Source organism: Sulfurovum sp., assembly GCF_049668085.1.
GTDB lineage: Bacteria > Campylobacterota > Campylobacteria > Campylobacterales > Sulfurovaceae > Sulfurovum.
Map to the genome: position 1 here is coordinate 1 of NZ_JBATIY010000024.1, position 25,396 is coordinate 25,396.

The 25,396-nt window shown below is 38.4% G+C and carries 28 protein-coding genes and 1 pseudogene; 4 read left to right on the forward strand and 25 right to left on the reverse strand.

The window, feature by feature from the left end; all coding sequences use genetic code 11:
* The first annotated feature begins 64 nt into the window (after window positions 1-64).
* Together smpB and WBM70_RS01770 are read left to right on the forward strand one after the other, a co-directional pair.
* Complete coding sequence (gene smpB / locus WBM70_RS01765) at window positions 65-523, forward strand: SsrA-binding protein SmpB (RefSeq protein WP_424556802.1); 459 nt, start codon at window positions 65-67, stop codon at window positions 521-523.
* A complete protein-coding gene (locus tag WBM70_RS01770; RefSeq protein WP_424556803.1) occupies window positions 524-1,006 on the forward strand; it encodes a HugZ family protein in 483 nt (160 codons plus the stop codon).
* Between the two features lie 3 nt (window positions 1,007-1,009).
* On the opposite strand, the gene WBM70_RS01775 is transcribed toward WBM70_RS01770, so the two are convergent.
* From WBM70_RS01775 to WBM70_RS01865, 19 genes are all read right to left on the reverse strand, one after another.
* On the reverse strand, window positions 1,010-1,933 hold the full coding sequence (locus WBM70_RS01775) for a hypothetical protein (protein ID WP_424556804.1): 924 nt from the start codon (window positions 1,931-1,933) through the stop codon (window positions 1,010-1,012).
* A gap of 7 nt (window positions 1,934-1,940) precedes the next feature.
* Entirely contained in the window at window positions 1,941-2,504 is a 564-nt protein-coding gene (locus tag WBM70_RS01780) for a hypothetical protein (protein ID WP_424556805.1), read from the reverse strand.
* Between the two features lie 202 nt (window positions 2,505-2,706).
* Entirely contained in the window at window positions 2,707-3,066 is a 360-nt protein-coding gene (rplS, locus tag WBM70_RS01785; protein WP_424556806.1) for a 50S ribosomal protein L19, read from the reverse strand.
* Window positions 3,056-3,751, reverse strand: coding sequence for a tRNA (guanosine(37)-N1)-methyltransferase TrmD (trmD, locus tag WBM70_RS01790; RefSeq protein WP_424556807.1), 696 nt, complete (start codon window positions 3,749-3,751; stop codon window positions 3,056-3,058). The genes rplS and trmD overlap by 11 nt, the downstream gene beginning before the upstream one ends.
* A gap of 4 nt (window positions 3,752-3,755) precedes the next feature.
* A complete protein-coding gene (rimM, locus tag WBM70_RS01795; protein ID WP_424556808.1) occupies window positions 3,756-4,283 on the reverse strand; it encodes a ribosome maturation factor RimM in 528 nt (175 codons plus the stop codon).
* 7 nt (window positions 4,284-4,290) lie between these two features.
* Window positions 4,291-4,533 (reverse strand): KH domain-containing protein, encoded by a 243-nt coding sequence (locus WBM70_RS01800; protein ID WP_424556809.1) that lies wholly within the window; start codon window positions 4,531-4,533, stop codon window positions 4,291-4,293.
* Between the two features lie 5 nt (window positions 4,534-4,538).
* Window positions 4,539-4,769 carry a 30S ribosomal protein S16 gene (gene rpsP, locus WBM70_RS01805; RefSeq protein WP_424556810.1) on the reverse strand — a complete coding sequence of 77 codons (231 nt, stop codon included), beginning with the start codon at window positions 4,767-4,769 and terminating at the stop codon, window positions 4,539-4,541.
* Window positions 4,770-5,002: 233 nt separating this feature from the next.
* Window positions 5,003-6,361: a signal recognition particle protein gene (gene ffh, locus WBM70_RS01810; protein WP_424556811.1), complete on the reverse strand. Its 1,359-nt coding sequence runs from the start codon at window positions 6,359-6,361 to the stop codon at window positions 5,003-5,005.
* Between the two features lie 166 nt (window positions 6,362-6,527).
* A complete protein-coding gene (locus tag WBM70_RS01815) occupies window positions 6,528-8,633 on the reverse strand; it encodes a L,D-transpeptidase family protein (RefSeq protein ID WP_424556812.1) in 2,106 nt (701 codons plus the stop codon).
* Window positions 8,634-8,647: 14 nt separating this feature from the next.
* Window positions 8,648-9,385 (reverse strand): RluA family pseudouridine synthase, encoded by a 738-nt coding sequence (locus WBM70_RS01820; protein ID WP_424556813.1) that lies wholly within the window; start codon window positions 9,383-9,385, stop codon window positions 8,648-8,650.
* Window positions 9,386-9,679 (reverse strand): DUF167 domain-containing protein, encoded by a 294-nt coding sequence (locus WBM70_RS01825; protein WP_424556814.1) that lies wholly within the window; start codon window positions 9,677-9,679, stop codon window positions 9,386-9,388.
* Window positions 9,669-10,838 carry a lipid IV(A) 3-deoxy-D-manno-octulosonic acid transferase gene (waaA, locus tag WBM70_RS01830; protein WP_424556815.1) on the reverse strand — a complete coding sequence of 390 codons (1,170 nt, stop codon included), beginning with the start codon at window positions 10,836-10,838 and terminating at the stop codon, window positions 9,669-9,671. Before waaA ends, WBM70_RS01825 begins: the two co-directional genes overlap by 11 nt.
* A 10-nt stretch (window positions 10,839-10,848) precedes the next feature.
* Entirely contained in the window at window positions 10,849-11,568 is a 720-nt protein-coding gene (locus tag WBM70_RS01835) for a zinc ribbon domain-containing protein (RefSeq protein WP_424556816.1), read from the reverse strand.
* 61 nt (window positions 11,569-11,629) lie between these two features.
* Window positions 11,630-12,358 (reverse strand): Nif3-like dinuclear metal center hexameric protein, encoded by a 729-nt coding sequence (locus WBM70_RS01840; RefSeq protein ID WP_424556817.1) that lies wholly within the window; start codon window positions 12,356-12,358, stop codon window positions 11,630-11,632.
* A 10-nt stretch (window positions 12,359-12,368) separates the two neighbouring features.
* The gene (gene purE / locus WBM70_RS01845) at window positions 12,369-12,860 is read right to left on the reverse strand and encodes a 5-(carboxyamino)imidazole ribonucleotide mutase (protein WP_424556818.1); all 492 of its coding nucleotides are present in this window, start codon (window positions 12,858-12,860) and stop codon (window positions 12,369-12,371) included.
* Complete coding sequence (locus tag WBM70_RS01850; RefSeq protein WP_424556819.1) at window positions 12,848-14,008, reverse strand: 5-(carboxyamino)imidazole ribonucleotide synthase; 1,161 nt, start codon at window positions 14,006-14,008, stop codon at window positions 12,848-12,850. The genes purE (WBM70_RS01845) and WBM70_RS01850 overlap by 13 nt, the downstream gene beginning before the upstream one ends.
* A 30-nt stretch (window positions 14,009-14,038) precedes the next feature.
* The gene (gene glyQ, locus WBM70_RS01855) at window positions 14,039-14,932 is read right to left on the reverse strand and encodes a glycine--tRNA ligase subunit alpha (protein ID WP_424556820.1); all 894 of its coding nucleotides are present in this window, start codon (window positions 14,930-14,932) and stop codon (window positions 14,039-14,041) included.
* A 23-nt stretch (window positions 14,933-14,955) separates the two neighbouring features.
* Window positions 14,956-15,450 (reverse strand): 5-(carboxyamino)imidazole ribonucleotide mutase, encoded by a 495-nt coding sequence (gene purE, locus WBM70_RS01860; RefSeq protein ID WP_424556821.1) that lies wholly within the window; start codon window positions 15,448-15,450, stop codon window positions 14,956-14,958.
* A 27-nt stretch (window positions 15,451-15,477) separates the two neighbouring features.
* The gene (locus WBM70_RS01865) at window positions 15,478-16,818 is read right to left on the reverse strand and encodes a peptidase U32 family protein (protein WP_424556822.1); all 1,341 of its coding nucleotides are present in this window, start codon (window positions 16,816-16,818) and stop codon (window positions 15,478-15,480) included.
* Between the two features lie 79 nt (window positions 16,819-16,897).
* Here WBM70_RS01865 and WBM70_RS01870 point away from each other — a divergent pair, with 79 nt between their 5' ends.
* On the forward strand, window positions 16,898-17,677 hold the full coding sequence (locus WBM70_RS01870; protein WP_424556823.1) for a histidinol-phosphatase: 780 nt from the start codon (window positions 16,898-16,900) through the stop codon (window positions 17,675-17,677).
* A gap of 73 nt (window positions 17,678-17,750) precedes the next feature.
* Complete coding sequence (glnA, locus tag WBM70_RS01875) at window positions 17,751-19,181, forward strand: type I glutamate--ammonia ligase (RefSeq protein WP_424556824.1); 1,431 nt, start codon at window positions 17,751-17,753, stop codon at window positions 19,179-19,181.
* 198 nt (window positions 19,182-19,379) lie between these two features.
* Here glnA and WBM70_RS01880 read toward each other — a convergent pair whose 3' ends face one another.
* From WBM70_RS01880 to WBM70_RS01905, 6 genes and pseudogenes are all read right to left on the reverse strand, one after another.
* Complete coding sequence (locus tag WBM70_RS01880; RefSeq protein WP_424556825.1) at window positions 19,380-20,687, reverse strand: cation:proton antiporter; 1,308 nt, start codon at window positions 20,685-20,687, stop codon at window positions 19,380-19,382.
* A gap of 31 nt (window positions 20,688-20,718) precedes the next feature.
* The gene (locus tag WBM70_RS01885) at window positions 20,719-21,315 is read right to left on the reverse strand and encodes a DsbA family protein (RefSeq protein WP_424556826.1); all 597 of its coding nucleotides are present in this window, start codon (window positions 21,313-21,315) and stop codon (window positions 20,719-20,721) included.
* A gap of 14 nt (window positions 21,316-21,329) precedes the next feature.
* Window positions 21,330-23,492: a transglycosylase domain-containing protein gene (locus WBM70_RS01890; protein WP_424556827.1), complete on the reverse strand. Its 2,163-nt coding sequence runs from the start codon at window positions 23,490-23,492 to the stop codon at window positions 21,330-21,332.
* Window positions 23,493-23,530: 38 nt separating this feature from the next.
* Window positions 23,531-24,637 carry an aminotransferase class I/II-fold pyridoxal phosphate-dependent enzyme gene (locus WBM70_RS01895; RefSeq protein WP_424556828.1) on the reverse strand — a complete coding sequence of 369 codons (1,107 nt, stop codon included), beginning with the start codon at window positions 24,635-24,637 and terminating at the stop codon, window positions 23,531-23,533.
* A complete protein-coding gene (gene maf, locus WBM70_RS01900; protein ID WP_424556829.1) occupies window positions 24,627-25,184 on the reverse strand; it encodes a septum formation inhibitor Maf in 558 nt (185 codons plus the stop codon). The genes WBM70_RS01895 and maf overlap by 11 nt, the downstream gene beginning before the upstream one ends.
* Window positions 25,184-25,396, reverse strand: a pseudogene (locus WBM70_RS01905) (hypothetical protein); the annotation flags it as partial. The gene maf and the pseudogene WBM70_RS01905, both read right to left, overlap by 1 nt.

Sequence of the window (25,396 nt, forward strand, 5' to 3'; positions counted from 1 at the left end):
TTTCTGTATTATCCATAGTGAATTATATGATATAATTCTACAAATTAAAGATAAAAGGACCGATTTGGCGATCAACATCGTAGCACAGAACAAAAAAGCCAGACATGATTATGAGATACTTGAAAAATTTGAAGCGGGTATCGTATTGGCTGGTGCTGAAGTCAAAGCACTACGTGCCAAACGTGCCAATCTTGCCGATGCTTTTTGTCGATTTATTCAGGGTGAACTGCACATTATGAATGCACACATTGCCCATCTTGAGACAGCGAACAAGCATTTTACACCTGATACGCGTATGCCAAGAAAACTTCTCTTACACAAAAAGCAGTTGGAAAAACTCTATGTTAAAGTACACAAAGATGGTCTGACTATCGTACCTCTGATGATCTACTTCAATGAACGCAACATTGCCAAAGTGAGCATCGCGATAGCCAAAGGTAAAAAACTGCATGATAAACGTGCTGATCTAAAAGCAAAAACACTCAACCGTGAAGCCCAACAAGCTATGAAAAATAGAGAATAGATGAAGACGCTTACAGAATTATTAAATGGGTATCAGAGTGTGGTACTAGGAACACGGGGAAGTAATGGATACCCTTTCTCCTCCTACGCACCTTTTTACTATGATGATGAACAAGTCTATATTTTTATTTCAAACATTGCAACACATGCCAAGAACATACAAGCAACCCCTCAAGCTTCAGCATTTTTTATAGAAGATGAAACCAAGAGTAAAAATATCTTTGCAAGAAAACGTATCTCACTGCAGTGTGATGTCACTTCTATCTCTAGAGATGACCAAACCTTTACAAACATCATGGCACATTTTCAAGATAAGTTTGATTCGGGGATGGTCACCATGCTCATGGGCATGCAAGACTTTAATCTCTATGCCCTTAAACCCATTTACGGTGAAGCGACTTTTGGATTTGGCGAAGCCTATAACATAGGTGGGGATAAGATGAATGAACTAGTAGCGCGAACCGGTGGCAGTGGCCATAAATAATATTTATCCTTTAGGTTTTCTCTTTGCCAACACCACATCACGAGGAGAAAAAGTAGTACGCTCTTTTTTCTTTTGCATTCTTTTGTTTCGCTTCTCAATAAGCTGGGTATACTTATTTGGATTGAGAGCTCTTCTTTGTTTTAATCTTTTCCATATTGATACATGTTCATACCCTATAAAATAATATATACTGTTTTGTATCTTTTGAACCAGCCACTTTAAAAAGCCCTTGACAGGAATATGAAATACCTTTTCCAGATAATACTCCAACCATCCAAACCAAAAAATAAAGAAATCATATACTTTACGTAATCCTTTTGCCAGGAATGGCACCTTCTCCATCCATGAGAGCAACCAGGTAAAGATAACCACTTCAACAATGGGTGCAAGCCAACTACCCCACAGATAATCTGTAAAGAAATAAGTGATCGCTGTGCCTATTTTCAAAAATAGCGCCAGTAAAAAACTCCATACGTTTGCCAAAAATACTTTAACAGCGATCATGCCACCCATGAACTTGCCTATAAAGCCCAATGAGCCAAGAAAAGCAAAAACAGTAATGATCTTTTTAGTTAAAGGAAAGTTTTTAAAATTCTTTTTTGCATGTCGCACTACTCTTCTAATATCATCTGCGAGATGATCAAAAAAGTGTGTTTTTACATTATCCATCACTACTTTTTCCACCACATAACGTTTCCCCAATCCTGTTGCAGAAAGGAGTGCAAGCTTTTTGAGAAAAAGGGTCAAGATAAACTTTCCTTTGACTAAAAAAAAGGCAGCGAACAATGCAAAAAGATTTTTCTTTACGAACAATATGATTCTTAAAAACATCGCTACAACAAAAGCACGGATCTCCTCATGGCTGAACATGATCATTAGAGTAACAAGTAGCAGGAGTACACTCCATAAAAGAAGTCGTTTTTTCATATTCAACCTATTTTCTCAATGACTCTTTAAGTGTCGTATAAAGCTGTTTTATTTTCTCAATAAAAGGACTTTTCCCTGCAAAGTATTTTTCTTTAAATGCTTTGAAACTCATTTTAACATGCACCAGATATTCTATGGTTTTCTGATGTATTTCACTGGATTTGATCCACTCAATCGCTTTCATGATCCAGTCATACATCCACTTGAACCAACCAAACTGCATAAGCTTATCTTCTGTCACTCTAAAAAGCCAAAAAGTAAATGCAGCGATAGGTATCTTGGAAATATATAATACCAAACCTATTGCAACCTGTCCACTTACAAATAACATCCCTGCATAAATACCAGCTGCTTCGACAATGACAAGTAAAACAACAAATATCACAAGAATAACTGAAGGATTTACAGTCTCTAATCTGGCTTCAATATTCTGAAGAATTTTCAGCCCATGAACAGCTTTATAGATAGGCTTTGCGATTCCTTCCCAGATCAATTCTTCAAAAATGATATAGGTAATCACAAGTAGAAGTTGTAGAAGTGATATAAATCTGTGTTTAATAGCCGATAACATGATAAAGGAATCCCTAAATAAATTTTAAAATATTATAGCAATTTAATTAAAAAGTTTTGTACCTAAGAAAGTAAAGATTTCTTTTTGATTTGTAGTAGTTTTGGATAAATAGGTTTTGTGAAATACGGAAGATTACTAATAGTAAGTGACCAAATGGAACAAAGCCCATTTAGTCGAAAATGCTGTGAAGCAAAGAGAAAGATTATTTTCTTCTGAGTTCTTTGATTCTTGCTGCTTTACCCTTAAGCTCTCTAAGATAGAACAATTTAGCTCTTCTGATTCTACCTCTTCTAAGTACTTCAATACTTTCGATTGAGTCTGAGTAAAGTGGGAAGATTCTTTCAACACCAACAGAGTTAGCGCCCATTTTTCTTACCATGAATGTTCTACCAGTTCCCTGACCTCTAATAGCGATACAAAGACCCTCAAAGTTCTGAACTCTTGTTTTTTCACCTTCTTTAATTCTTACCGCTACTCTTACTGTATCACCTGCTCTGAATGCTGGGATGTTTCTGTTTTCTAGTTGTGCTTGTTCGAAGCTTTCAATGTATTTATTTCTCATGTGTTATACCTTTTTTGTATAAGTCTGGGCGAAAATACTTTGTTTTACACAAAGCCAGCCCTCTTTTTAAGTCCGTGATTTTACTATGATTACCCTTTAGAAATTCTGAAACTACTTCACTGTTCTCATAATTTTTAGGTTTTGTAAAAGAAGGGGCTTCTAAAAGTGATTCTTCAAAACTCTCTATACTTAAAGAATCACTGTTCCCCAACACCGCTTCAACATTACGGCTAATGGCATCACAAACCACCATGCTCGCCAATTCACCACCTGTTAAGATGAAGTCTCCTATAGAAAAAAGTTCATCCGCCTGTGCTTCGATCACCCGTTCGTCTATACCCTCATAACGTCCACTCACAAACACTACATGTTCTTTTCTCGCTAAACGTCTTGCATCATTTTGCGTAAAAGGTTTAGCTACAGGAGACAGAAACACTACGTGTGCCTTCTCAGAGGTTTCTCTTACCTTGCGAAGCGTATCCATCAAAGGTTGTGGAGTCATAAGCATACCTGCACCTCCACCTATCATCGGTGCATCCACACGCTTGTGTTTATCTGTCGTAAAATCACGTGGATTGTAAAAATCGATAGAGATCTTTTCATCTTCTATGGCACGTTTTAAGATACTTTCGGAAAAGTAGCCTTTGATAAGATCGGGGAAAAGTGTGACGAAAGAGAAACGCATAGTATTAACTAGCCTCTAGAATGTCTTTAGCATCTTTGGTATAAACTATTTTTTCTTCTGTATCTACTTTAATAATGTAACGTTCTATATAAGGAAGTAAAAAGTGTTTAGACAAGCCTGCTTCAACCAGACTCCCCTCTGTTTTTACAGAAAGATAATCGGTATCTGCCATACGTTGTATATCTTCTACAAGTCCTAAAACGTCATCATCCTGTTTTACTACACAGCCAATGACATCAAACCAAAAGTGTTGCCCCTCTTTCAAGTCACAATTTTCTTTCGTTTGTTCTTCGTTGGAAAAAAGTTTCGTATTGGTCAATTTTTTTGCAGAATCGATACTTTCATACCCTGTAAAACGAATAATCCCTCGTGTAAGATTAATATCTGCAATAGTAAGATCCCCACGGTTACTTTTATAGGTCTTACCTACTTTAAACTGTTCTGGAAAATCTGTATGAAGATGAAATTTAAGGTCGCCCCAAAGTCCTATGGTTCGCCCTATCTGAGCGATAAGAGAATTGTCATTGGACATAAGATTGTTACTCGGAAGCTTTTACATTTACGCGATAATTTTTACCGCCTTTTGCTTTACAGCCGGAGATGACTGTTTTGATAGAATTGATCATTCTTCCTTCTTTACCGATAAGTTTACCTATATCTTCACTGTTTGCAAAGATCGTAATCTCATCAAACCCCTCATCAACCTCTGAGATCTCAATGGAGATATCTTCAGGGTTGTTTACCAAAAGCTTGGTATATGAGAGCAAGAAGTCTTTCACCATTAGGACTATTTTTTACCTGCTAGTCTAGTTACTGTTGGGCTCATTTGTGCACCAACACTTAACCAGTAGTTCAATCTCTCTTCATCAAGAGTAAGATCTTTGTTTACGCTTACTGGGTTATAGTGACCAATTGCTTCGATCCAACCACCATCTCTTCTTTTTCTGCTGTCTGTTACTACGATTCTATAAAATGGTTTCTTTTTTCTACCCATTCTTGTCATTCTGATCATTGTCATATTATGTCCTTTGTTTTTTCATTTGTTTTAATGCTTATCTTGAGGAAAGCTATGCATTTTCGTAACAAGTACTGACAACTGTTTTTTAATGACTAAAACACTCATCAACACTTCATAAATTCTTTTGGAACGCGATTTTACCATAAAAATTATAAAGATTTTATTAAAGTACGTGGTTCGAGTAAGTATAAGGCCACTGCTTGTATGCACCTTATACAGAAGTAGGTCGTATCTTAGCGTGGAGCACCAGGGAAACCGCCACCACCTTGCATCTGTGCCATCATGTCTTGCATCTGCTTCATACCACCTTTACCTGACATTTTTTTAGCCATCTTTGCTGCATTTTTAAACTGCTTAAGTACACGATTCACTTGTACCTGATCTAGTCCTGCACCTGCGGCTAAACGTCTTTTACGTGTGTTGTTGAGCAGGTCCGGATCTTCTCTTTCTTTCTCTGTCATAGACGAGACCATCGCCTTGATCATCTTAATTTCATCAGAATTCTCTAGATCCATATCGCCTATCTGCTTTGCCATGTTACCCATACCAGGGATCATCCCCATGATAGACTTCATACTTCCAAGCTTTTTCATCTGTTCCATTTGTGACAAGAAGTCATTGAAGTTAAACTGACCTTTTTTGATCTTCTGTGTAAATCTCTTTGCTTCTTTAGGATCTATGGCAGCTGCTGCTTTTTCTGCAAGTGATTCAACATCTCCTGCACCCATCAAACGGCTTACGATCCTGTCTGAAATGAACTGCTCAAGATCTGGCATCTTTTCACCCGCACCAATGAAACGAAGTGGTGCTCCTACCTGTTGTGTAAGTCCAAGTGCAACCCCACCTTTAGAGTCTCCGTCAAATTTAGAAAGTACCACACCCGTGATACCTATCTTCTCTTTAAATGTTTGTGCTGTTCTGACGGCATCTTGACCTGTCATCGCATCCGCTACATAGAAAAGTTCATCCGGGTTTGCTACACTTTTTACTTCTGCCAGTTCATCCATAAGCTCATCATCGATGGCTAAACGTCCCGCGGTATCAATAAGAACAACATCATAAAGCTCTTTTTGGGCCTTTGCAAGTCCTTGCTTGACTATCTCTACAGGTGTCGCATTTTCATCTGCCATAAGCTCCACTTCTATCTGTGAAGTGATCTGCTTGAGTTGTTCAACCGCTGCAAGTCTCTGTAGATCCGCTGCAATAACCAATACTTTTTTCTTCTTTTGCTCTTTCAGAAAATAGGCCAATTTACCTGTAGTGGTCGTTTTACCAGATCCCTGTAAACCTATCATCAAGACAACGGTTGGGGGTTTAGAGGCAAAAGTAAAACCTTTAGGTGCACCCTCTATCGTTAAAATATCTGTGAGTTTAGTTTGAAGTGCTCTTAGAAAATTATCTTTACCTACGCCGTTTTGCTTAGTCTCGATCTCAACACTGGTGATGAGTTCTTTGACCACTTTATGGTGCACATCTGCTTTTAAAAGTGAGTTTTTAAGTTCAGCAGTTGCTTTTTTCAGTGCTTTTTCATCATCATGAAAACGAATTTTGCCTATAGCATTTTTAAAACTGTCGGTTAAAGTATCAAACATTTTTCACCTTATTTCTTATCTATTTTCTCAATATAATGTTGCGATTTTATCTAAGATTTTTATTATTTATATTGACGCGATTTTACCCTACTTGGGCTTAAATCCTAATCAGACCACATCACAGCTGTAGTCATACAAATGACCTCTCTATAGTAAATCTTCTGAATTATTTACTCGTTAATATCTGCATTTTATCATACCCATAGATATCATCTCTAAAGTTTATACTTCCATCATTCTCAACCCACGTTGTAAGATAGATCATATCAACAGGAATAGAGTGTGATAATCGAATTGGTGTTTTTTTGTTATGTTCCAGCGTTGCCTGGGCTTTTTCAAAATCTATTTTAGGATCCATAACTGAAAATGTTTCAAGCAGATCAACTGGTTTATGTAACCTTACACAACCATGGCTTAGAGATCTCACATCTTTAGAAAATAGTTCCGGTTGATTGGTATCATGCATATAGACTGAGTACTTGTTTGGGAAAAGATATTTAACTTTACCTAAGGCATTATGTTTACCAGGAGACTGCATAAACTTGTAAGGTGGTAGTTTACGTCCATACTTATGCCAATTTACATTATGAGGGTTAACTTTAGGAGAATGTTCCGAATAACCTGTATGGATCTCTATTTTTTTGCTGTTGGTATAGTTTCGGTTCTTTTTGAGTTTAGGGATCATCTCTCCTCTAATAATACTTGCAGGTATTCTCCAGTATGGATTGAGCACGATCGTACGCACCCTGTTATAAAATACCGGTGTATTATGTCCGTTTCTTCCCACTATCACACGCATCGTTTCCATGAGTTCACTCTCATCAAAGACATACATAGTATATCCGGGAATATTCACCCAGATCTGATAACGGTCATGGCTCCGTTTGACCCATTTCATACGATCAAGATTGAGTCTGATACGCGCCACTTTCTCTTCTGCAGTCTCCATAAGCGATTTACGTGTCATAGATCCTATATATCCTGCATCTGTCAAACCATGTCTGGCTTGAAACTTCTTGACTGCATGTAAAAGACAGTTATCATACAGTTCTGTGTCATTATTTTCAAGACAAGGCTGGTAGTCACCTTCTATGGCCAACCTTTCTCTTATTGCCGGGATGACGGCATCTTTCATCCCTAGTTCAATATCTCTAAACTCAGGAAGTTTCTGCCATCCTCCAGCGCTTACGATCTCTTGATACTTCTTTAATGCTACAAGTAATTTATCATAAAGAGGGAAAAGAGGCTTTGCTTCTTTAAATGCATAATCCAATGAACCGTGACTGATCGCTTCTATAAGCAGTGACTCAGGAGACGAAAGTACCTCATGTACCACCCAGTCAGCATTTCGTTTCTTTTTTAATTTCGCTTGAAATGATTTCCAGTCTATATTTCCATAAAGGGTATGTGACATATACTTTTGATAGAGTTTGGCAATTTCAAATTCATAGGCAACGATCTTTTGCTTATCTTCAGGTACTTGGATTGCTTTAAGTTCTAGATAACTTTTAAAAGTATCACTGTTTCTATCAAGCGTAATATCATTCTCTATATGTTTAAAAAGATCTTTTGTATAGGTAGAGAATCCTACTTCAGTGATCCAAACTGGCTGAAAATTGAGCAGATCATACATCGCCGTAAGTCTCTCTTTTTCATCATCACTTTTGAGCATTGTGATGTTATCCATATCCATCTTTTCACTCTCTTGGATAATTGTCATATTTGAGTCCATCATAGGTGTACGATAGGTAATTCTCTCTTCAGAAATGGCATTGAGTGCATGGATCAAACTTTTCTCTTTGAGTGCATGCTGCAGTAAAGATAGCGCTGTATGTTTACTCTTTCTCTCTTTAAGGATATCACCTATGTGCTTGACATAAAGATTCATAAGACCTAACTCTATAACTACTTTATCTCCCAAGGACTCAGAGTTAAAGATCTTCTCCTCATTTGGCACAAGTTTCTTGTATGTTGCTACAAGCTCCGGATGTAGTCCTTTTTCAAAATCTGATTTAAGCTCATGCACCAACAATTCAGCATACTGTGTCAAATAATCTTTATCAACCCAGACTGGTCGATAATTGATCGCTCTATAGAGCTCTTGTACTTTTTTTGATGAAGATATGACCGACTTTTTGATCTCTTGACTCATCTGTTGATTAAACTCTTTTTGTTCTTCCTGATAGATCACTTGATAATCTTCTACAGTTGCATGTACTACACTCATACTGAGACATAATACTAGGACAATATATTTAAGTTTTAATTTCATCTGGCTTCCTGATTTTATTTGTATCTCGCGATGTCTTTCGGCTCTTTTGCGTTAAACTCATAATCAAGTATCTTCATTTTGGCAGAGTGTAAAAGTATACGTTTTGATTGCGTACGGCTTCCATACTGTTCATCCCCAACTATAGGATGTCCTATGTGTGCAAGGTGTACACGGATCTGGTGGGTTCTACCCGTAGTAATCTCTATATTCACCTTCGACTTTTTACCCTGCACCTCTTCGGGTTTTACTATCGTATGTGCTTTTTTACCACGAACAGGGTCTATCATAGAAAATGCTTTCCCTTTTTTAACAGTAAATATAGGTTCATCTATCTCTATTTTTTCATACAGAACACCCTCGATCCATGCCACATAATGTTTTTCAACGTTGCGGTTTTTAAACTCTTTGATCGCACGTTCTATAAATGCTCTGTTCTTCCCCAATAGCAGTACACCTGATGTATCTCTGTCAAGTCTGTGCAGAAGTTCTGCACCTTCTATAGTGTCTTGTATCTCATAGCTGTCTATTTGTGCAGGTTTGTTGACTGCAATGATATCTTCATCTTCGTAAAGTATCTCTATATCCTCAGGATATTCTATACGGAAGATCGTATCCGTACGTATCTCAGCTCTTGCTATCTTTACTTTTTTATCTTCCACATAGACAAGTCCTCTGTCTATCAGTTCTTTGGCTTTATTGTTTGAAATGTCCTGTGCCAATGCCAGAACTTTATATGCTTTATCTGTTGCCATTTATATTTCCTTGGTTTTTGCTATCCACTCTTTAAATGCATCATTCAGGGGGAATGCCACTATTTTGATCTTACTGTTTTGTCCTGTTTTAAAAAGTATATCACTTTTTGAGACTTTAAAACTTTTTGCAAGAAACTTTACTAACTCTTTATTTGCTGCACCTTCTACTGCAGGTGCTTTAATGCGTATCTTGATAGCATCATAACCATACACTTCACAAAACTCACTTTTGCTGGCATTTGGTTGTACTTTGATACGTAAACTCACTAATTCATCTTCTATATTATAGAACACTTTTTAAGCTCTCTACAATAGCTGTGATGTCACTCTTGTTTTTTATCTCTGCAGACTTAAGCACTCCATGCTGTAGCAATCTTTTTGAAAGGTTGGATGCTTCTACTATTGCTATACCTTCAATAGCATCAAAAATATCTTTTTGGTTGAAGTAGTGCTTACCTGAGATGATCTTACAGCCAAACTGTGCTGCCTCTGCTGCATTGTGACCACCTATAGGCTCAAATGCTCCTCCAAGTATTACGATGTCACTGATAGCATACATATTGACCAATTCACCCAAAGTATCTACTAACACAATATCAGAACTTAAGACTTCATTTTCAGAATAACGTTGTGTCGTACAGTGATGTTCTTCAGCAAAATCTTCCGTCATTTTAGCTACTTTGTCAAAACGTTCCGGATGACGAGGTACTAAAAGTAAAACTGCACCCGGATGTTCTTTTTTAAACGTGGCAAATGCATCCAGAATGAGCGCTTCTTCACCCTCATGCGTACTGGCTCCACAGACAACCAAACTTGACGGTTTTTTGATCTCTTTGCTTATCGTAGGTAAATAGGCCAACTTAATGTTACCCGTCACAATGACGTTTTTGGCACCCAAGGACTCTAAACGTTCTTTGTCTTTAGGTGTTTGTGCGTAGACTTCATCTATATGCTTAAAGATCTGTCTATAGAGCCATCCTATCTTTTCATACTTGGGAAAAGACCTGTCACTCATACGTGCATTAACAAGCAAAGTGTTAGCCCCTCTTCTTTGTGCCAATACAAAAAGAAGATACCAAAACTCAGCCTCCATCACTACCAGTGCCTTTTGTGGGTTCAGCCATCCAAAAAGCAAAGGTTCAAAAGGCAGATATCTGCTCTCTTTCGTATAACCCCCTATCACTTTAAAGCCCGTATGCGTAGTTGAGCTCATACGCAAACTCTCTTGCGGCAATGCATCCACTAAAGGTTTGATGGCTTTTGCTTCTCCAAAGCTGCAAGAATGAAACCAAATACCATGAGGCTTTAAAGGTTTGTTATGCCATAAAAAGAACCTTGCAGGAAGTGACTCTTTATATTTAGTTTTAAAGGAGAATACAAGTAAAAAAGGTAGGGCAACAAGGTAAAGTAAAAAAGAAAGGAGACTATAGAGAAAAAAGAAAGTTTTCTCCATAGTGCATCACTTATGCTTCTGCTGTAACACTCTCTATATAGAGAATTCTTCCACAGTGAGGACAGTTACAAATTTCATCTGCTTTGATCACTTCTGAATACGTTTTGTCATTGAGCTTCATGTAACATCCGTAACATGCTTGTTTTTTAACAGGAACAACCGCTGTATTACCTGCCCAAATACGGATCTTTTCATAAAATGCAAGTACTTTTTGTTCAAGGTCTCTGCTCGATTTTTCTCTTTCAACAAAAAGTTCACCCTTGCTTTGTTCGATCTCTGCTCTCTCTACAGACACTACTTCATTCATCGCTGTATATTCTTCAGTAAGTGCTTTTACTTTTTCACTTGCCTCATCTAAAAGTGATGTTGTCGTTGCATTGATATTTTGAAGTCTTTCTATCTCTTCATTTGCAAAAGTCATCTTTTCTTTAGCGATATCTTCTTCTAAAGAGAGTGCTTTCATCTCTTTTTCTGTTGTGATATCTTTAGATTTTTTTGCATTTGAAGCCAATTGCTCATTCAGCATTGTAAGTTGCTCTTCAAATGTCTTTACTCTTGCATCATTTTCAATGATACTTGCATTCAATGTATCAAGTTCAGCCTGTGCTGCATTGATCTTCTTTTCTATTTTTGCTACTTTTTTATTTGCTGCTTCCAGTTGTGGAGTGTAGCTGTCTATAGCTTTGTCAATTTTTGAAAGCTCGATGAGCTCATTTAGATGTTTGTTCAATCTCTGTCCTTTTGGAGTTTACGGGTTCTCAATCATTATTTTGAGAGGTTTGACCCATACTTTATATTGTTTCAATATGAAATGGGTTTTTTGAATTCGAAATTATAGCTAAAAGAGGTAAAACTTTCAACTCATCCAAAATTATCTCTGCAAAAAACTTCTCACTTTCATAATGTCCTATGTCTACCATCATCAAATCTTCACTCATCGCTTTCATGGCATCATGATACTTAATGTCCCCGGTCAAAAAACAGTCAGCCTCAACTTCATCCATAAGTGAAGCCCCTGCACCGGTGGTTAAAGCAATAGATCTGATCTTTTCTTTCTTACCTATAACTTTGAGTGTAGGCAAGTTCAATTTCTCTTTTAAAAGGGTCAAAAGCTCTTTATAATGCCACTCTCCTTTTGTTGTACATACAAAAGGGTTTTGTGACTCTAATTTGAAGCCTAAAACCTTTTCAAAAACATATCTGTTCAAATGGGTCTGGTCAAAGTTTGTATGCAAAGCAATAATGGACTGCTTTTTGAGTATCATTTTTTCAAGTAGATTTGAAGGGTATTTTGAAAAGTCAAGCTGTGTTAAATTTCCAAAGATAAGCGGATGATGCACCACAAAAAGTGTATTTTCATCTGTACTTTCTATCATCACCTGATCAATATCCAATGCCACTACGATCTGGGATACTTCTCTTGACATATCTCCCACGATAAGTCCGGAGTTATCCCACTTCTCTTGAAGTTCAAAAGGACTTACCTGATCTAAATGATTGTATATTTCTTGTAGTTTCATACTGATACTCTTACTTTTTTACGCGCTCTGACTTTTCCATCACTTGATCATTAAGCGTCTGCTTATAAGCAATGATCTTATCTCTGGTCTCTTCAGATGCTGTTGATACGATCTGTGCAGCTAGAATACCTGCATTTTTAGCACCATTAAGTGCCACTGTAGCCACAGGGACACCACCTGGCATTTGTAAGATAGAGAGTATCGAGTCCCAACCATCTATAGAATTACTTGATTTAACAGGTACACCGATCACAGGTAGGGGAGAGATCGCAGCTATCATACCGGGTAAATGCGCGGCACCTCCAGCACCTGCAATAACAACCTGGATCCCACGTTTATGCGCTTCTTTTGAAAATTCAAAAAGCTTTTCTGGTGTTCTATGTGCCGAGACAATGTCCAGCTCATATCCAACATTAAACTGCTCTAACATATTTGCAGCCTCTTGCATAACAGGAAGATCAGAGTCTGATCCCATAACGATACTCACCACTACTTTTCCCATGATTTAACCTTTAGTTTATTTTTAACTTTATTTGCTTTTTTTAATGCACCATCAACACTGTCTGACAACACTGTCACATGACCCATTTTTCTGAAAGGTCTTGTGCTTTTTTTACCATAAAGATGGATCTTGACACCCTCTATAGCTAGACAATCAGCAAATCCTTCATAATAAACCTGTCCCTCATACCCAGGTTCTCCCAAAAGGTTAAGCATCACGGAAGCACTGGTTAACTCTGTACTTCCCAAAGGCAGATCAAGTATCGCACGAAGCAGCTGTTCTAACTGGGATGTCACAACACTGTCTATGGTATGGTGCCCACTATTATGTGGTCTTGGCGCCACTTCATTGATGAGTATTTGACCTTGTTTGTCTATAAAGAACTCAATGGCCAGAAGTCCAACCATATCCAACTTTTCAATAATATCTTTCGATAATGTTTCAGCTGTTTTAGCTTGTTCCAATGTGATATTTGCAGGACAGAAAATCTCTTCTACCAGGTTGGTCTGATCATTAAATGTCATCTCAACAGCAGGGAAACAACGCACTTCTCCATCACTGTTTCTTGCGGCTATCACTGCTATCTCTTTATCGATATCTACTTTTTCTTCGATCATTGATGAGCCCTCTAGCAGTGTGACATCATTATTGTGAATGAGTGAAACACCATGTCCATCATAACCACCTTTTCGCAGTTTTTGTACAAAAGGGTAAGCAAGCTTTCCACTTTGGATAGCTTCTCCTATCTCTTCCTCATCTGCACAGCATATGAAAGGTGATGTAGGGAGATCATGTTTGGCATAAAACTCTTTTTGCAGTCCCTTGTCTTGTATCAATGCCAATATATTTGGATCAGGTACGATTTTGTAACCTTCCGATTTAAGCTTTTGCAATGCTTCTATATTGATATTCTCAAGTTCATAGGTCAAAATATCCACAAGTTTTCCAAACTCATACACTGTCTCAAAATCTGTAAAATCCCCTTGAATATAGACAGAGGTCACATTACGTGCAGCACATCCTTCATCTGGGTCAAGCACATAGGTAGTTATATCCCATTTACTCGCCTCTTGAATTAGCATTTTACCAAGCTGCCCACCAGCGATCACACCCATTTTCAAACTTGAAGTCACTAGTTTTTCAATCACCGGTTCATCCCTTCTATACAGATGCTAATTCTAGCCTCTAACACGTTCATTACGCTCTTGCTCTTGGTCCTTGTAAAGCTGTGCACACCCGATAGAGAGTTCACGTACTTTCAAAATATAATTCTGTCTCTGCGCCTGAGAGATCGCCTTTCTTGCATCAAGTACATTAAATGCATGAGAAGCAACCATACACTGGTCATAGGCAGGCAAAGGAAGCCCGGCATCCAAACAGACTTGGCACTCATTAGAAGCATCTTCAAAGTGCTGGAACAGATTCTCTACATTGGCCACTTCAAAGTGATATTTTGAGAATTCATACTCTGTCTCTTTGTGCACATCACCATAAGTAGTCACACTCTCACCCATACGGTTCCATACAAGATCATAGACTGAATCTACACCCTGTAAGTACATGGCAAGTCTCTCTGTACCATAAGTGATCTCTACCGCTACAGGGTCACAAGCGATACCACCGACCTGTTGAAAGTATGTAAACTGCGTCACTTCCATGCCATCAAGCCACACTTCCCAACCAAGACCCCAGGCACCTAGAGTAGGAGACTCCCAGTTGTCTTCTACAAAACGGATATCATGCTCTTGTAAGTTCAGTCCCAAGTATTCTAAAGACTTCAGGTAAAGCTCTTGAATATTGTCAGGACTGGGCTTGATAAGTGCTTGAAACTGATAATATGCTCCAAGACGATTAGGATTTTCTCCATAACGTCCATCTGTAGGACGGCGTGAAGGAGCCACATACGCAGCAGACCAAGGCTGAGAATCTAGACTTCTCAGTAGTGTCGCAGGGTGGAATGTCCCTGCACCGGAAGGGATGTCATAGGGTTGCACAATATTACACCCCTGTTCTGACCAGTATTGTTGAAGCTTCAAGAGCATATCACTAAAAGTTATGGCGTTTTTATTCATCTATTTTATCTCTTATATATTTATTATAGTATGGTTTCAATTTCAGAAGAATCAAGCTCTACTTTTTTTGCTTTACTGATCCTGTCTTCTTGAAGCTTGACCTTAAGTTCATCATCCTGCAGTGCCATGATCTCAATCGCTAAATACCCAGCATTGACTGCTCCTGCTTTACCAATGGCAAGTGTGCCTACAGGCATACCTTCTGACATCATGACTGTACTTAACAGTGCATCTTCCCCTTTGAGTGATCCTGAATCTATAGGCACACCAAGTACAGGTTTAGTGGTATGGGCCGCAACTGTACCAGCTAAATGTGCTGCCATTCCAGCAGCAGCTATAAATACCTGCGCCCCTTTCTCTTCTGCTATTTGAATATAGTTTTTAGTTCTCTCAGGACTTCTATGCGCAGAGGAGACAATAAGCTCATACGGCACACCAAATTTTTTTAATGTCTCAGTACATTCAACCATTATCTCATAATCGCTTTTTGAAGCGATAACAATAGATACAAATTTCATTGTTTATCCTTTTTTAATCTCAAATACTTATACACCTTTGGATTCTAACTTCATTGGTGTTGACACTTCAGTCAGTCCCTTTTTTTCTAACGCTTCTGCGATCTCACGTCTTAAGATAGTATATCCTGGTAACGCTGCAGGTAGGAGAATTTCATTCACATTCCCGCTATGCACACACTCCAGCTCTTTACCCTCTTTAGTCGTCAGCTTTTTAAAGGTGATGACATATGATCCTGCTATTTCCGCTATGGTACCAATATCATTATCGACAAGTTCGACAGTGGCATCCACAGGTAAAACGATCTCCACAGAATCACCTACACATGTTTTATCTTTACACTTCCAGGTCAAACCATCTTCACTGACCAGTCCTGCAACCTGATGTGTACCATACTGTATCGAAAATGCATTTGACTCTGTATCATTTCGGTCAAAAGGACGAGAAAGAAGATATGCGTCTGTAAATCCACGGTTTTGTGTGGTACCAAGTTCTTTTTGGTAACGTTTTTCATCAAAGTCAGAAGCATAAAAATCATCTATGGCATGACGGTAGGCTTTTGTAACCACACCAGCATAATATGGAGACTTTGTCCGACCTTCAATTTTAAGTGAATCGACCACACCTGATTTGAGTATCTCATCCACATGTGAAGCCATATTCATATCTTTAGCATTCATAATGTAAGTGCCGATACCCTCTTCTTCATCCAATCTAAAAGTCGTACCAGACTCAGGATTATGTGCATAGATCTCATAAGGGAAACGACAGTCATTTGCACAAGATCCACGATTGGGTACACGTCCTGTTTGTAATGAAGAGATAAGACAGCGACCCGAGTAAGCAAAACACATGGAACCATGTACAAATATCTCTAACTCCAAATCGGGGATATGTGTTTTGATCGCTTCACAATCTTTCAAACTTATCTCACGTGCCACAATGATACGTTTAACCCCTAAGTCATAATAGACCTCTGCATCCATCGCATTCATGACATTCGCCTGTGTAGAAAGATGTATAGGAATATCCGGTGCTATTTTATGTGCTATCTTCACAACCCCTGGAGAAGACACGATCAGTGCATCGGGTTTAAGCTCCGCGATTTTAGCGATATGGTTTTCATAAAGTTTCATCTGTGAATTAAAAGGAAAGGAGTTCACTGTAGAGTACACTTTTTTGCCACGTGCATGGGCATACTCTATCCCTTCAGCATAAGACTCCATATCGAACTCTTTGCCTGAACGTATACGCAGTGAAAAAGTACTTGTTCCACCATATACGGCATCAGCACCATAATTTAGAGCAATTTTCATCTTCTCTAAATTACCTGCCGGTGCTAAAAGTTCTACTTTGTTTTGTGCTGTCATCTTTTACCTATAAGGATATATTTTGCTCTTATTTTACCCAATTAGTAGTAAAAAACACTTTTTATGCTAAAATCAACCCATGAGAATAGATATACATAACCACACAACACGTTGTAACCACGCCGAAGGTACTGTTGATGAATACATCCAAAAAGCCATAGAACTGGGCATAGATATTTATGGTTTTTCTGAACATGCCCCGATGGATTTTGATCCACACTACCGTCTTGCTTTTGAAGAGATGCAAGCCTATACAGATGATATATTAACGGCTAAAGAACGGTATAAAGATGACATCAATATACTTTTTGGTTATGAAGTGGACTATCTTCCCGGACACATGGATGACCGTGTTTTACAGGCTAAAGTAGATTATCTTATTGGTTCCGTACACTTCATAGACAAATGGAGCTTTGACAATCCCGAATTCATAGCCGGGTGGGAGAACAAAGATATAGATGAGATATGGCAAGCCTATTTTGAAGCCACTGAAGCAATGGCAGAGTCCGGCAAGTTTGATATCGTCGGACATCTTGATCTGATCAAGGTATTTAAATTCATGCCAAAGAAAGATGTAAGACTCTTAGCAAAAAATGCCCTTCAAGCCATCAAAAAGTCCAATATGGTACTGGAAGTCAATACTGCCGGTCTGCGTAAACCTATAGGAGAACTCTATCCCTCACGTGGATTACTCGAAGAAGCGTATGCCCTTGATATCCCTATTACCTTCTCTTCAGATGCACATGCAGTGGATCAAATCGGGTTCAGTTATGATCTTGCAACAACACTTGCAAAAGATGTCGGATATACAAAGGCTGCGACTTTTGAAGGTCGTGATAGAGAATTGATTAATTTTTAAGCACAAACTCTGATGTAACTAATTTATTTATGGCTACAATATAGGATAATTAAATTTAAATAGGAGAAGTTACATGGGTAAATTTGTAAACAACACAGATGAGTTTTTTAAATATTGTGAAGAAAATGAGGTAGAATTTGTAGATTTTAGATTTACAGACATTAAAGGTACATGGCACCATATCAGCTATAGAATGAGTGCAGTAACAGCTGAGCAACTAGAGGGTGGTCTACCATTTGATGGGTCATCTATCGAAAACTGGCAGCCGATCAACAAATCAGATATGCTTCTTAAGCCGGATGTGCCTACGGCATTCCTAGATCCATTCACTGCTGACAGTACGATTATTGTTATTTGTGATGTTTATGATATTTACAAAAATGACCTTTATGAGAGATGCCCAAGATCTATCGCTAAAAAGACACTTAAGTATATGGAAGAGTCTGGTGTGGGTGACGAAGCATACTTTGGTCCTGAAAATGAATTTTTCATCTTTGAAAATGTTCAGATCTGGTCAGGTATCAATGAATCAGGGTATAGAGTAGACTCTGAAGAGGGTGAATGGAACTACAGTACTTCTTACGGAGAAGTAGGAAACATGGGTCACAGACCAGGTACAAAAGGTGGGTACTTCCCAACTATGCCAACAGATACAATGGTAGACCTAAGAGCTGAAATGATGCTTCTTCTTGAAGAAGTAGGTTTGACAGTCATGTTGGGGCACCACGAAGTTGCACAAGCACAAGGTGAGATCGGTATCAAGTTTGGTGATATGATCGAAGCTGCTGACAATGTTCAAAAATACAAGTATGTTGTTAAAATGGTTGCTCACCTTAATGGTAAATCTGCAACATTTATGCCTAAACCACTTTTTGGTGACAATGGTAACGGTATGCACGTACACCAGTCTATCTGGAAAGACGGTAAAAACCTTTTCTATAAAGAGGGTGAATATGCAAACCTTTCTCAAATGGCGTTAAACTACCTTGGTGGGATCTTCAAACACTCTGGTGCTGTTGCATCATTTACAAACCCAAGTACAAACTCATATAAAAGACTTGTTCCTGGATTTGAAGCACCATCTATCTTGACTTACTCTAGTCAAAACCGTTCAGCTGCATGTCGTATCCCTTATGGTGCGGGTGAGATGGCTACTAGAATCGAGACTAGATTCCCAGATTCAACTGCTTGTCCATACCTTTGTTTTGCAGTACTTATGCTTGCAGGCCTTGATGGTATTAAAAATGCTGATGTACCTGTTGGTCCAATGGATATCGATCTATTTGAACTTACACTTGATGAGATCAAAGATAAAAATATCCCGCAAATGCCTCGTACACTAAGAGAAGCGCTTTTGGGTCTTCGTGAAGACTTCGATTTCCTTAGACCTGTTATGACAGATGAGTTTATTACTACTTACAGACAATATATGTTTGCAAGTCAAGTACACCCAGATGAAGCTAGACCTACAGGATTTGAGTTCTTTACAACTTACTCTTGTTAATATCTTATTCCCTCTTTTTGAGGGAATAGTTTTTCTACACCTTTCCTAACCCTTTCTAAATATATAAACTTTCTCTATTATTATTTCATTCAAAACTAGGATATATTTTCATATATTATTTACACTAATCAACATGAGTAAGCTGGAAAAAATAAAACTTCAAAGACAGGTTATTGATTTCCTGGAAGAAAAAGTTACTTATTTCTTAAAAATTGAAGGCTCATCCTCTTGTTTTATAAAGGTAAAATATCCCCAAAGTACTGTTCCATAGACAAAAATAGACATCATGACCACACCCGTGGTCACCACTTCAAAGAACTCTTTATACTCAAAACTTGATGGGATCATATGTACCAGGATGATCGAAAGTGCGCCCTTCATTCCCGAGAAAGTGAGGATAAACCATCCTTCAAAACCTACCGGTTTGATCTGCTCGAACTTACTTCCCCAAAAAGCAAACTTGGCCATAGAGATTGCACGGATCAATGTGGTAATGATGAACATTGTCAGTATCTCAACTTTATACTCCCAAAACTTCTCGAGACTTACCATCTCTGCTAAAACAAAGAAGATCATTACAGCTGCGATATACCCAAACTCTTTTGTCATCTCATAGATATATTCCATACGCTCAGAGGTCGTCGAGTCAATACCATGTAGGCGAAGCTTTTGTATAAATGTTTTGTTCTTTTTAGCTTCCTCTTCATTTAAGGTCTTAATATCGATATCGATCCAAGCTTTGGTCGCAATGATCGCCGTGATCAATGTCAAGATACCACTGATATGCAAATGCTCTGCCAATATATATGCGAAATAGGCTTCAATAATAAAAATAAAAAGCTCTCCTCGCTTTTCATTGATGAGTTTCATCAGCATATAGAAAAGATATCCAAGCCCAATTCCAATCCCGATACTCATCGCAAATACACGCAATGCATCCATAGTCGCTTCACCTGCATCTATCGTACCGTTCATCATCCAAGGAAGTCCAATAAAGAAAAAGGCTATGACCGCAGTAGCATCATTTCCCAAAGATTCACCCTCGATCAACACTTTGATATCATGCCCTATCCCTTTAAAGCGTGAAAGTACCGACTGCACACTAACCGCATCAGTAGCCATATTGATCGCAAAAAGAGAGACATAAGCGCCAAGAGTAAGCCCTTCAAATATCCCAAAGTAGTACATACTTGCACCCACTGTGATAGAAAGAGCCACCGCGATCACTGCCAGATAGAAGATGCTCCAACTATGCTTTTTAATGTCACTAAAATGCAGATGTAACGCATCACCCATAAAGATAAGCGGTATACAGAAAAGTATGATCGTATCAAAATAGTGTGGCAGGTCTATAGGTACAGCCATAGGAACATAGGTATAGAGCGTATAAGAACCGATCAGTAGTAAAAAAACGGAAGGTATTTTAAATTTATTGGCCAGTGCATCCGAAAAGACGACAAGTCCAAGTATGGCTATAAGTATGATCCCTGGTGCAAAACTATGCATGTGTATTCTCCAATATGATGATGTCTAAATTCTATTTTAATAGCTTTTGTATTTCAAGCAAACTTCTGTAGCCTTTTTGGCATACCATGTGTCCCTCTTCATCTACAACGACTATAGAAGGAAAGGCATTGGCTCCCATAGAACGTGCTTTTGCAAAATCATGTTCCATGAGAAGTTGTGCTCTGTCACTCTCAAAAAATGTTTTAAATGAACTGCTGTCCAATCCTGACCCTTTAAGCAGGTCACTTAAAACATCTACATTTGTAATGTCTTTCCCTTTGGTATAAAAAGCTTCCTGTATCGTATGCAGATAAGTAAAAGCACTTTGCATCCCAAAAAGTTCACGTACAGAGACAACTGCTTTACATGCCGGATACGTGTCATAGTCAAACTGCTCTTTGTCAAATAAGCTATCTGAAAACGCTTGTCCCGTTCTGTGTGATACTTGTTTCCAATGACTTCTAAGATAATCCTTAGACGTTTCATTCCAAAGCATCTCACCTTTTGTACGTAAACCCCCTACTACTAGTGAAAAATAATATCTGTCAGATTGTGTTTTTACTAATGCTTCAATGATAGGAGCAAATCCCCAACACCATGAGCACATAGGGTCAAGGATAAAGATCAACTCTTTTTGCATCCTTAAAATAAGGTACCACTATCGTTGGAAACAGGTGTCAATGGTACTTTTCTTTTAGGGTGAAGGGGATCATCTTCCTCTTCACTCTCACTTTCATTATTATTATATCCACTCTCAGAAACGGGATCTTCATCGATATTGATCGTAGGTGCAAATCCTATCTCTCCATTATCAGGATCAATATCTTCTAAGATCTCCGTCTCTTCTACTAAGTATGGATTATCTTCATCATACATTTGTGTTGGTTTTTTATAACTATCAGGGAGTGGAGACTGTGCCGTATAGAGTTCTGATTTACCTTCATACTCTCCTCTATATACCCCTTCAGGAATGTCAAATGTTCGCTTTGTCTCTGGATACAACTCTAATAATTTTTTATAGTAATATGCAAATGCCGGCGCAGCCAATGCCCCACCCGTTGCTTTACTTCCTATACGCTTATTATCATCCCTACCAAACCATACAATGGTTTCAATAGTTGGAGAATATCCACAGAACCAGGCATCAATATTGTTATTGGTTGTTCCTGTTTTTCCTGCAAGCTCTATACCTTCTACTCGTGCATTTCTACCTGTACCTCTTTGAACAACCTCTTTTAACACATCTGTCATCAAGTAAGCCTGTTCCGGCGTCGTGAAGTCTTCTATCTCTTTAGGGCGAGTCTCATAGATCACTGCACCCTCTTTGGATACGATCTTGCTTACTAATCTTGGTGCTATCATGTGACCTTCATTTGCAAATACAGAAAATATCTGCGCCATTTTAAGCGGACTTAACCCAAGGTTACCCAAGGCGATAGACATGTCCCTAGGTATATGTGGTACATCTAAAAATTCCAATCTTTTACGTATGGTACTCACACCCAGATCAGCCACCAGATTGATCGTCGCAAGGTTACGTGAATGTACCAATGCTTCTCTGAATGGAACAAATCCTTTAAAGTCACGCTCATAATTTTTCGGTGCCCAAATTTTTGGTTTACCGTTCAGGTAGTATTGAAATGTTCTTGCAAGGTCTGTCAATGGACTTGCAGGATTGTACCCCATGTCTAATGCTGTTTGGTAGATAAACGGTTTGAATGCAGATCCAGGCTGACGTTTGGATTGTGTCACACGGTTATAGGCAGATCTTTTATAGTCAGCCCCACCAACCATTGCCAAAATATCACCTGTTTTACTCTCAACAGCCACAAATGCGGTATTTAATGTAGAGGTTTCTGCTTTTTCATTGTATTTTTTAAGTGCTTTATTATAGGCAAAATCAACCGCCTCTTTTGCTATAGCTTGCTGTTTCATATCTATAGTAGTATAGATCTGATATCCCCCAGTACGTATATCACCCAGTTTTCCTTTAAACCGTCTCAGTACTTCATCCACGATACCTGGTGCTATATTTTGTGTTAAAGAGGTTTTATAGACTTTAGGGGATTCTTTCACCGCCTTAAGATAAGCACTTTGTGTGATCCACCCTATACTTTTCATACGATAAAGGACATTATTGGCACGGTCTAAAGCACGTTTGTAATGTTTAAGTGGATTATAGAAACTTGGAGCATTTGGTAACCCTACCAAAATAGCCGCTTCTTTGAGGGTCAACTCATTGAGCTCTTTATGAAAGTAACCATTTGCAGCAGTTTTGACACCAAAATAGTTATTTCCATAAGATATCTCATTAAGATAACGTTCTATAATATCTTCTTTGCTTAACTCATGTTCTATCTTGAGTGCCAAAATGGCTTCTTTGAGCTTACGGGCGAGTTTCTTTTCATTTGAGAGAAGTTTGTTCTTGATAAGCTGTTGGGTTAGTGTACTTCCTCCCTCAACAAAAGCACCTGCTTGAATATCTTTAATGATCGCTCTCATAATGGCATCGGGGTTTACACCATTATGTTCAAAAAATCTTGTATCTTCCATCGCGACAAGTCCCTCAACAAGGTACCCTGGTATCTCATCATACGTCGCGTAAAGACGGTGTTGATCTTTAAAAACGTATGCCAATTGTTCGCCGTGTCTGTCATAGATGATAGAAGAGGTCTCGGGCTTATAGTTAATAAGTTTATCCGCATCCAAAGATATCTCTTCATACGCATATATAAATGCTGCAGTCAATGCTACACCAAATAGCATTGCTAAGATAATAGAACCTTTTACTAAACTATTGAACACACAGACCCTTTATATACATCATTTTTTATTTTTAGTTATTATTGTACCGAGTTATGGCTAATGAGTGCCAACGCATGTCTCATTTTCTTCACAGAGACACTCAAATTGAGTATGACCCTCATAATAGGTTTTTCAACTGTAGGCTGTCGTATGGCTCCCACAAGATACCCTTGAGCCATCAGTCCTTTTTGTACATAAAGTGAATGCTCATTACTTGGCATCTCTATAGGTACGATCAAGCTTTGGCAGTTGATATCCAACTGTTTTCTTACCGCCATCTGTCGATCCAAGATCTTCTTTCTATATATTTCTGCATTTTTACGTATATGTTTTACATTGACCAGTGCCAATGCTGTATCAAATACAGAAGGTGCCGTAGAGTAGATAATAGGTTTTGCTCTGTTTTCCAAGAAACTGATCACATTTTTGGAAGCCAAAATATATGCACCATAAGAGCCATAGGCTTTGCCCAGTGTTCCCATCTTAATATGCCTTTCATTAATCCTGATACCATAATATTCAAAGATGCCCAAAAGTTTTAGTCCAAGTACCCCTGCACTATGTGCTTCATCGACAATGAGCAGGGCTTTGACTTGATCAGCAAGGTCAAATATCTCTTTCTTACAAAGATCTCCACCCATTGAGTATACACCTTCCACTGCGATGATCTGTCTTTTGGCAGGATGTGCTGCTAACTTTTCTCTTAGGTCATCTACATCATTATGGGCAAATGTGACTACCCTGTCTCCCAAAAGTTGTGAAGCCATCACCCCAGAAGCATGATACTCTTCATCCATAAAGAGTACATCCCCTTTACGGACTAACGCTTCTATAAGCGCCATATTGGCTAAAAACCCAGAACCTACTACAAGTCCTTCTTCAAAGCCGTTATACTCTGCCATGGTCATTTCAAAGATCCTGTGAATAGGATGATAACCATTGACCAGCATACTGGCTTTAGAACTTACTGTGTCATACTCATTGACAAGCTTTACTGCTTTTTTAAACTGTTTTTTATTCAGTGATAAACCCAGATAATCATTAGAGGCCAGGTCATCCAACCTGTCATCAAAAAGTTTACGTTCTCTAAATCGTCCCGCTTTTTTAAGGGCTTTTAGTTCATTTTCATACATTTTAACTTCCAACCTTTATCCATGGCAAGAGACATTCTGCTTGTAGTCCCATAGCTGTACTTTCATATCCATCTACAGACTGTATGTACTTTTTACAAAAACCTTCGACCATACATCCCCCTGCTTTTCCCTCCCATAACCCACTCTCAAGATATCTCTCAAGATCCTCTTCTTCAAACTTTGAAAAATGATAATGCGTTGCTGAAATATCCGAAAATGCAAGTCTCTTTGATTTATAGTGTGCAGAGGAGATGATAGAGATTGTAGAGCCGCTTTGTATGTTCAAGATGCGTCTTGCGTCTTCTACATTTTTAGCTTTTCGTAAGATTGTCCCATCAGAAGCTGCGATAACTGTATCTGCACAAAGTAAAGGTATCTCCAATCCAAACTCACGAATCGCTGCATCCAACTTTCCTTTGCTTGCAGCATAGACAAAATCTTTTGCAATGGGTGTCGTGATCTGCTCTTCGTCATAATCTACTGATCTTTGGACAAAATCGATCCCAAAATTATTGAGAAGTAACGCCCTGCTTTCAGAAGATGAACACAATAAAAGCATTACAGTCCTCTAAGAGATACACCTAACCATAACGCTACTATTCCTAATACAATATTGATCGGTAAAAGTAAGTTAGGAATCAAACTCATCTGTGCTTTAGCGAGTGCTACCTCACCTTGAGAAAATAGCTTCCATGCTTTTGCACGTTTGCTATACATATAGATGTAATTGACTGTCATGATCGTCCAAAGTATCTCTTTAGAAAGAAAAAG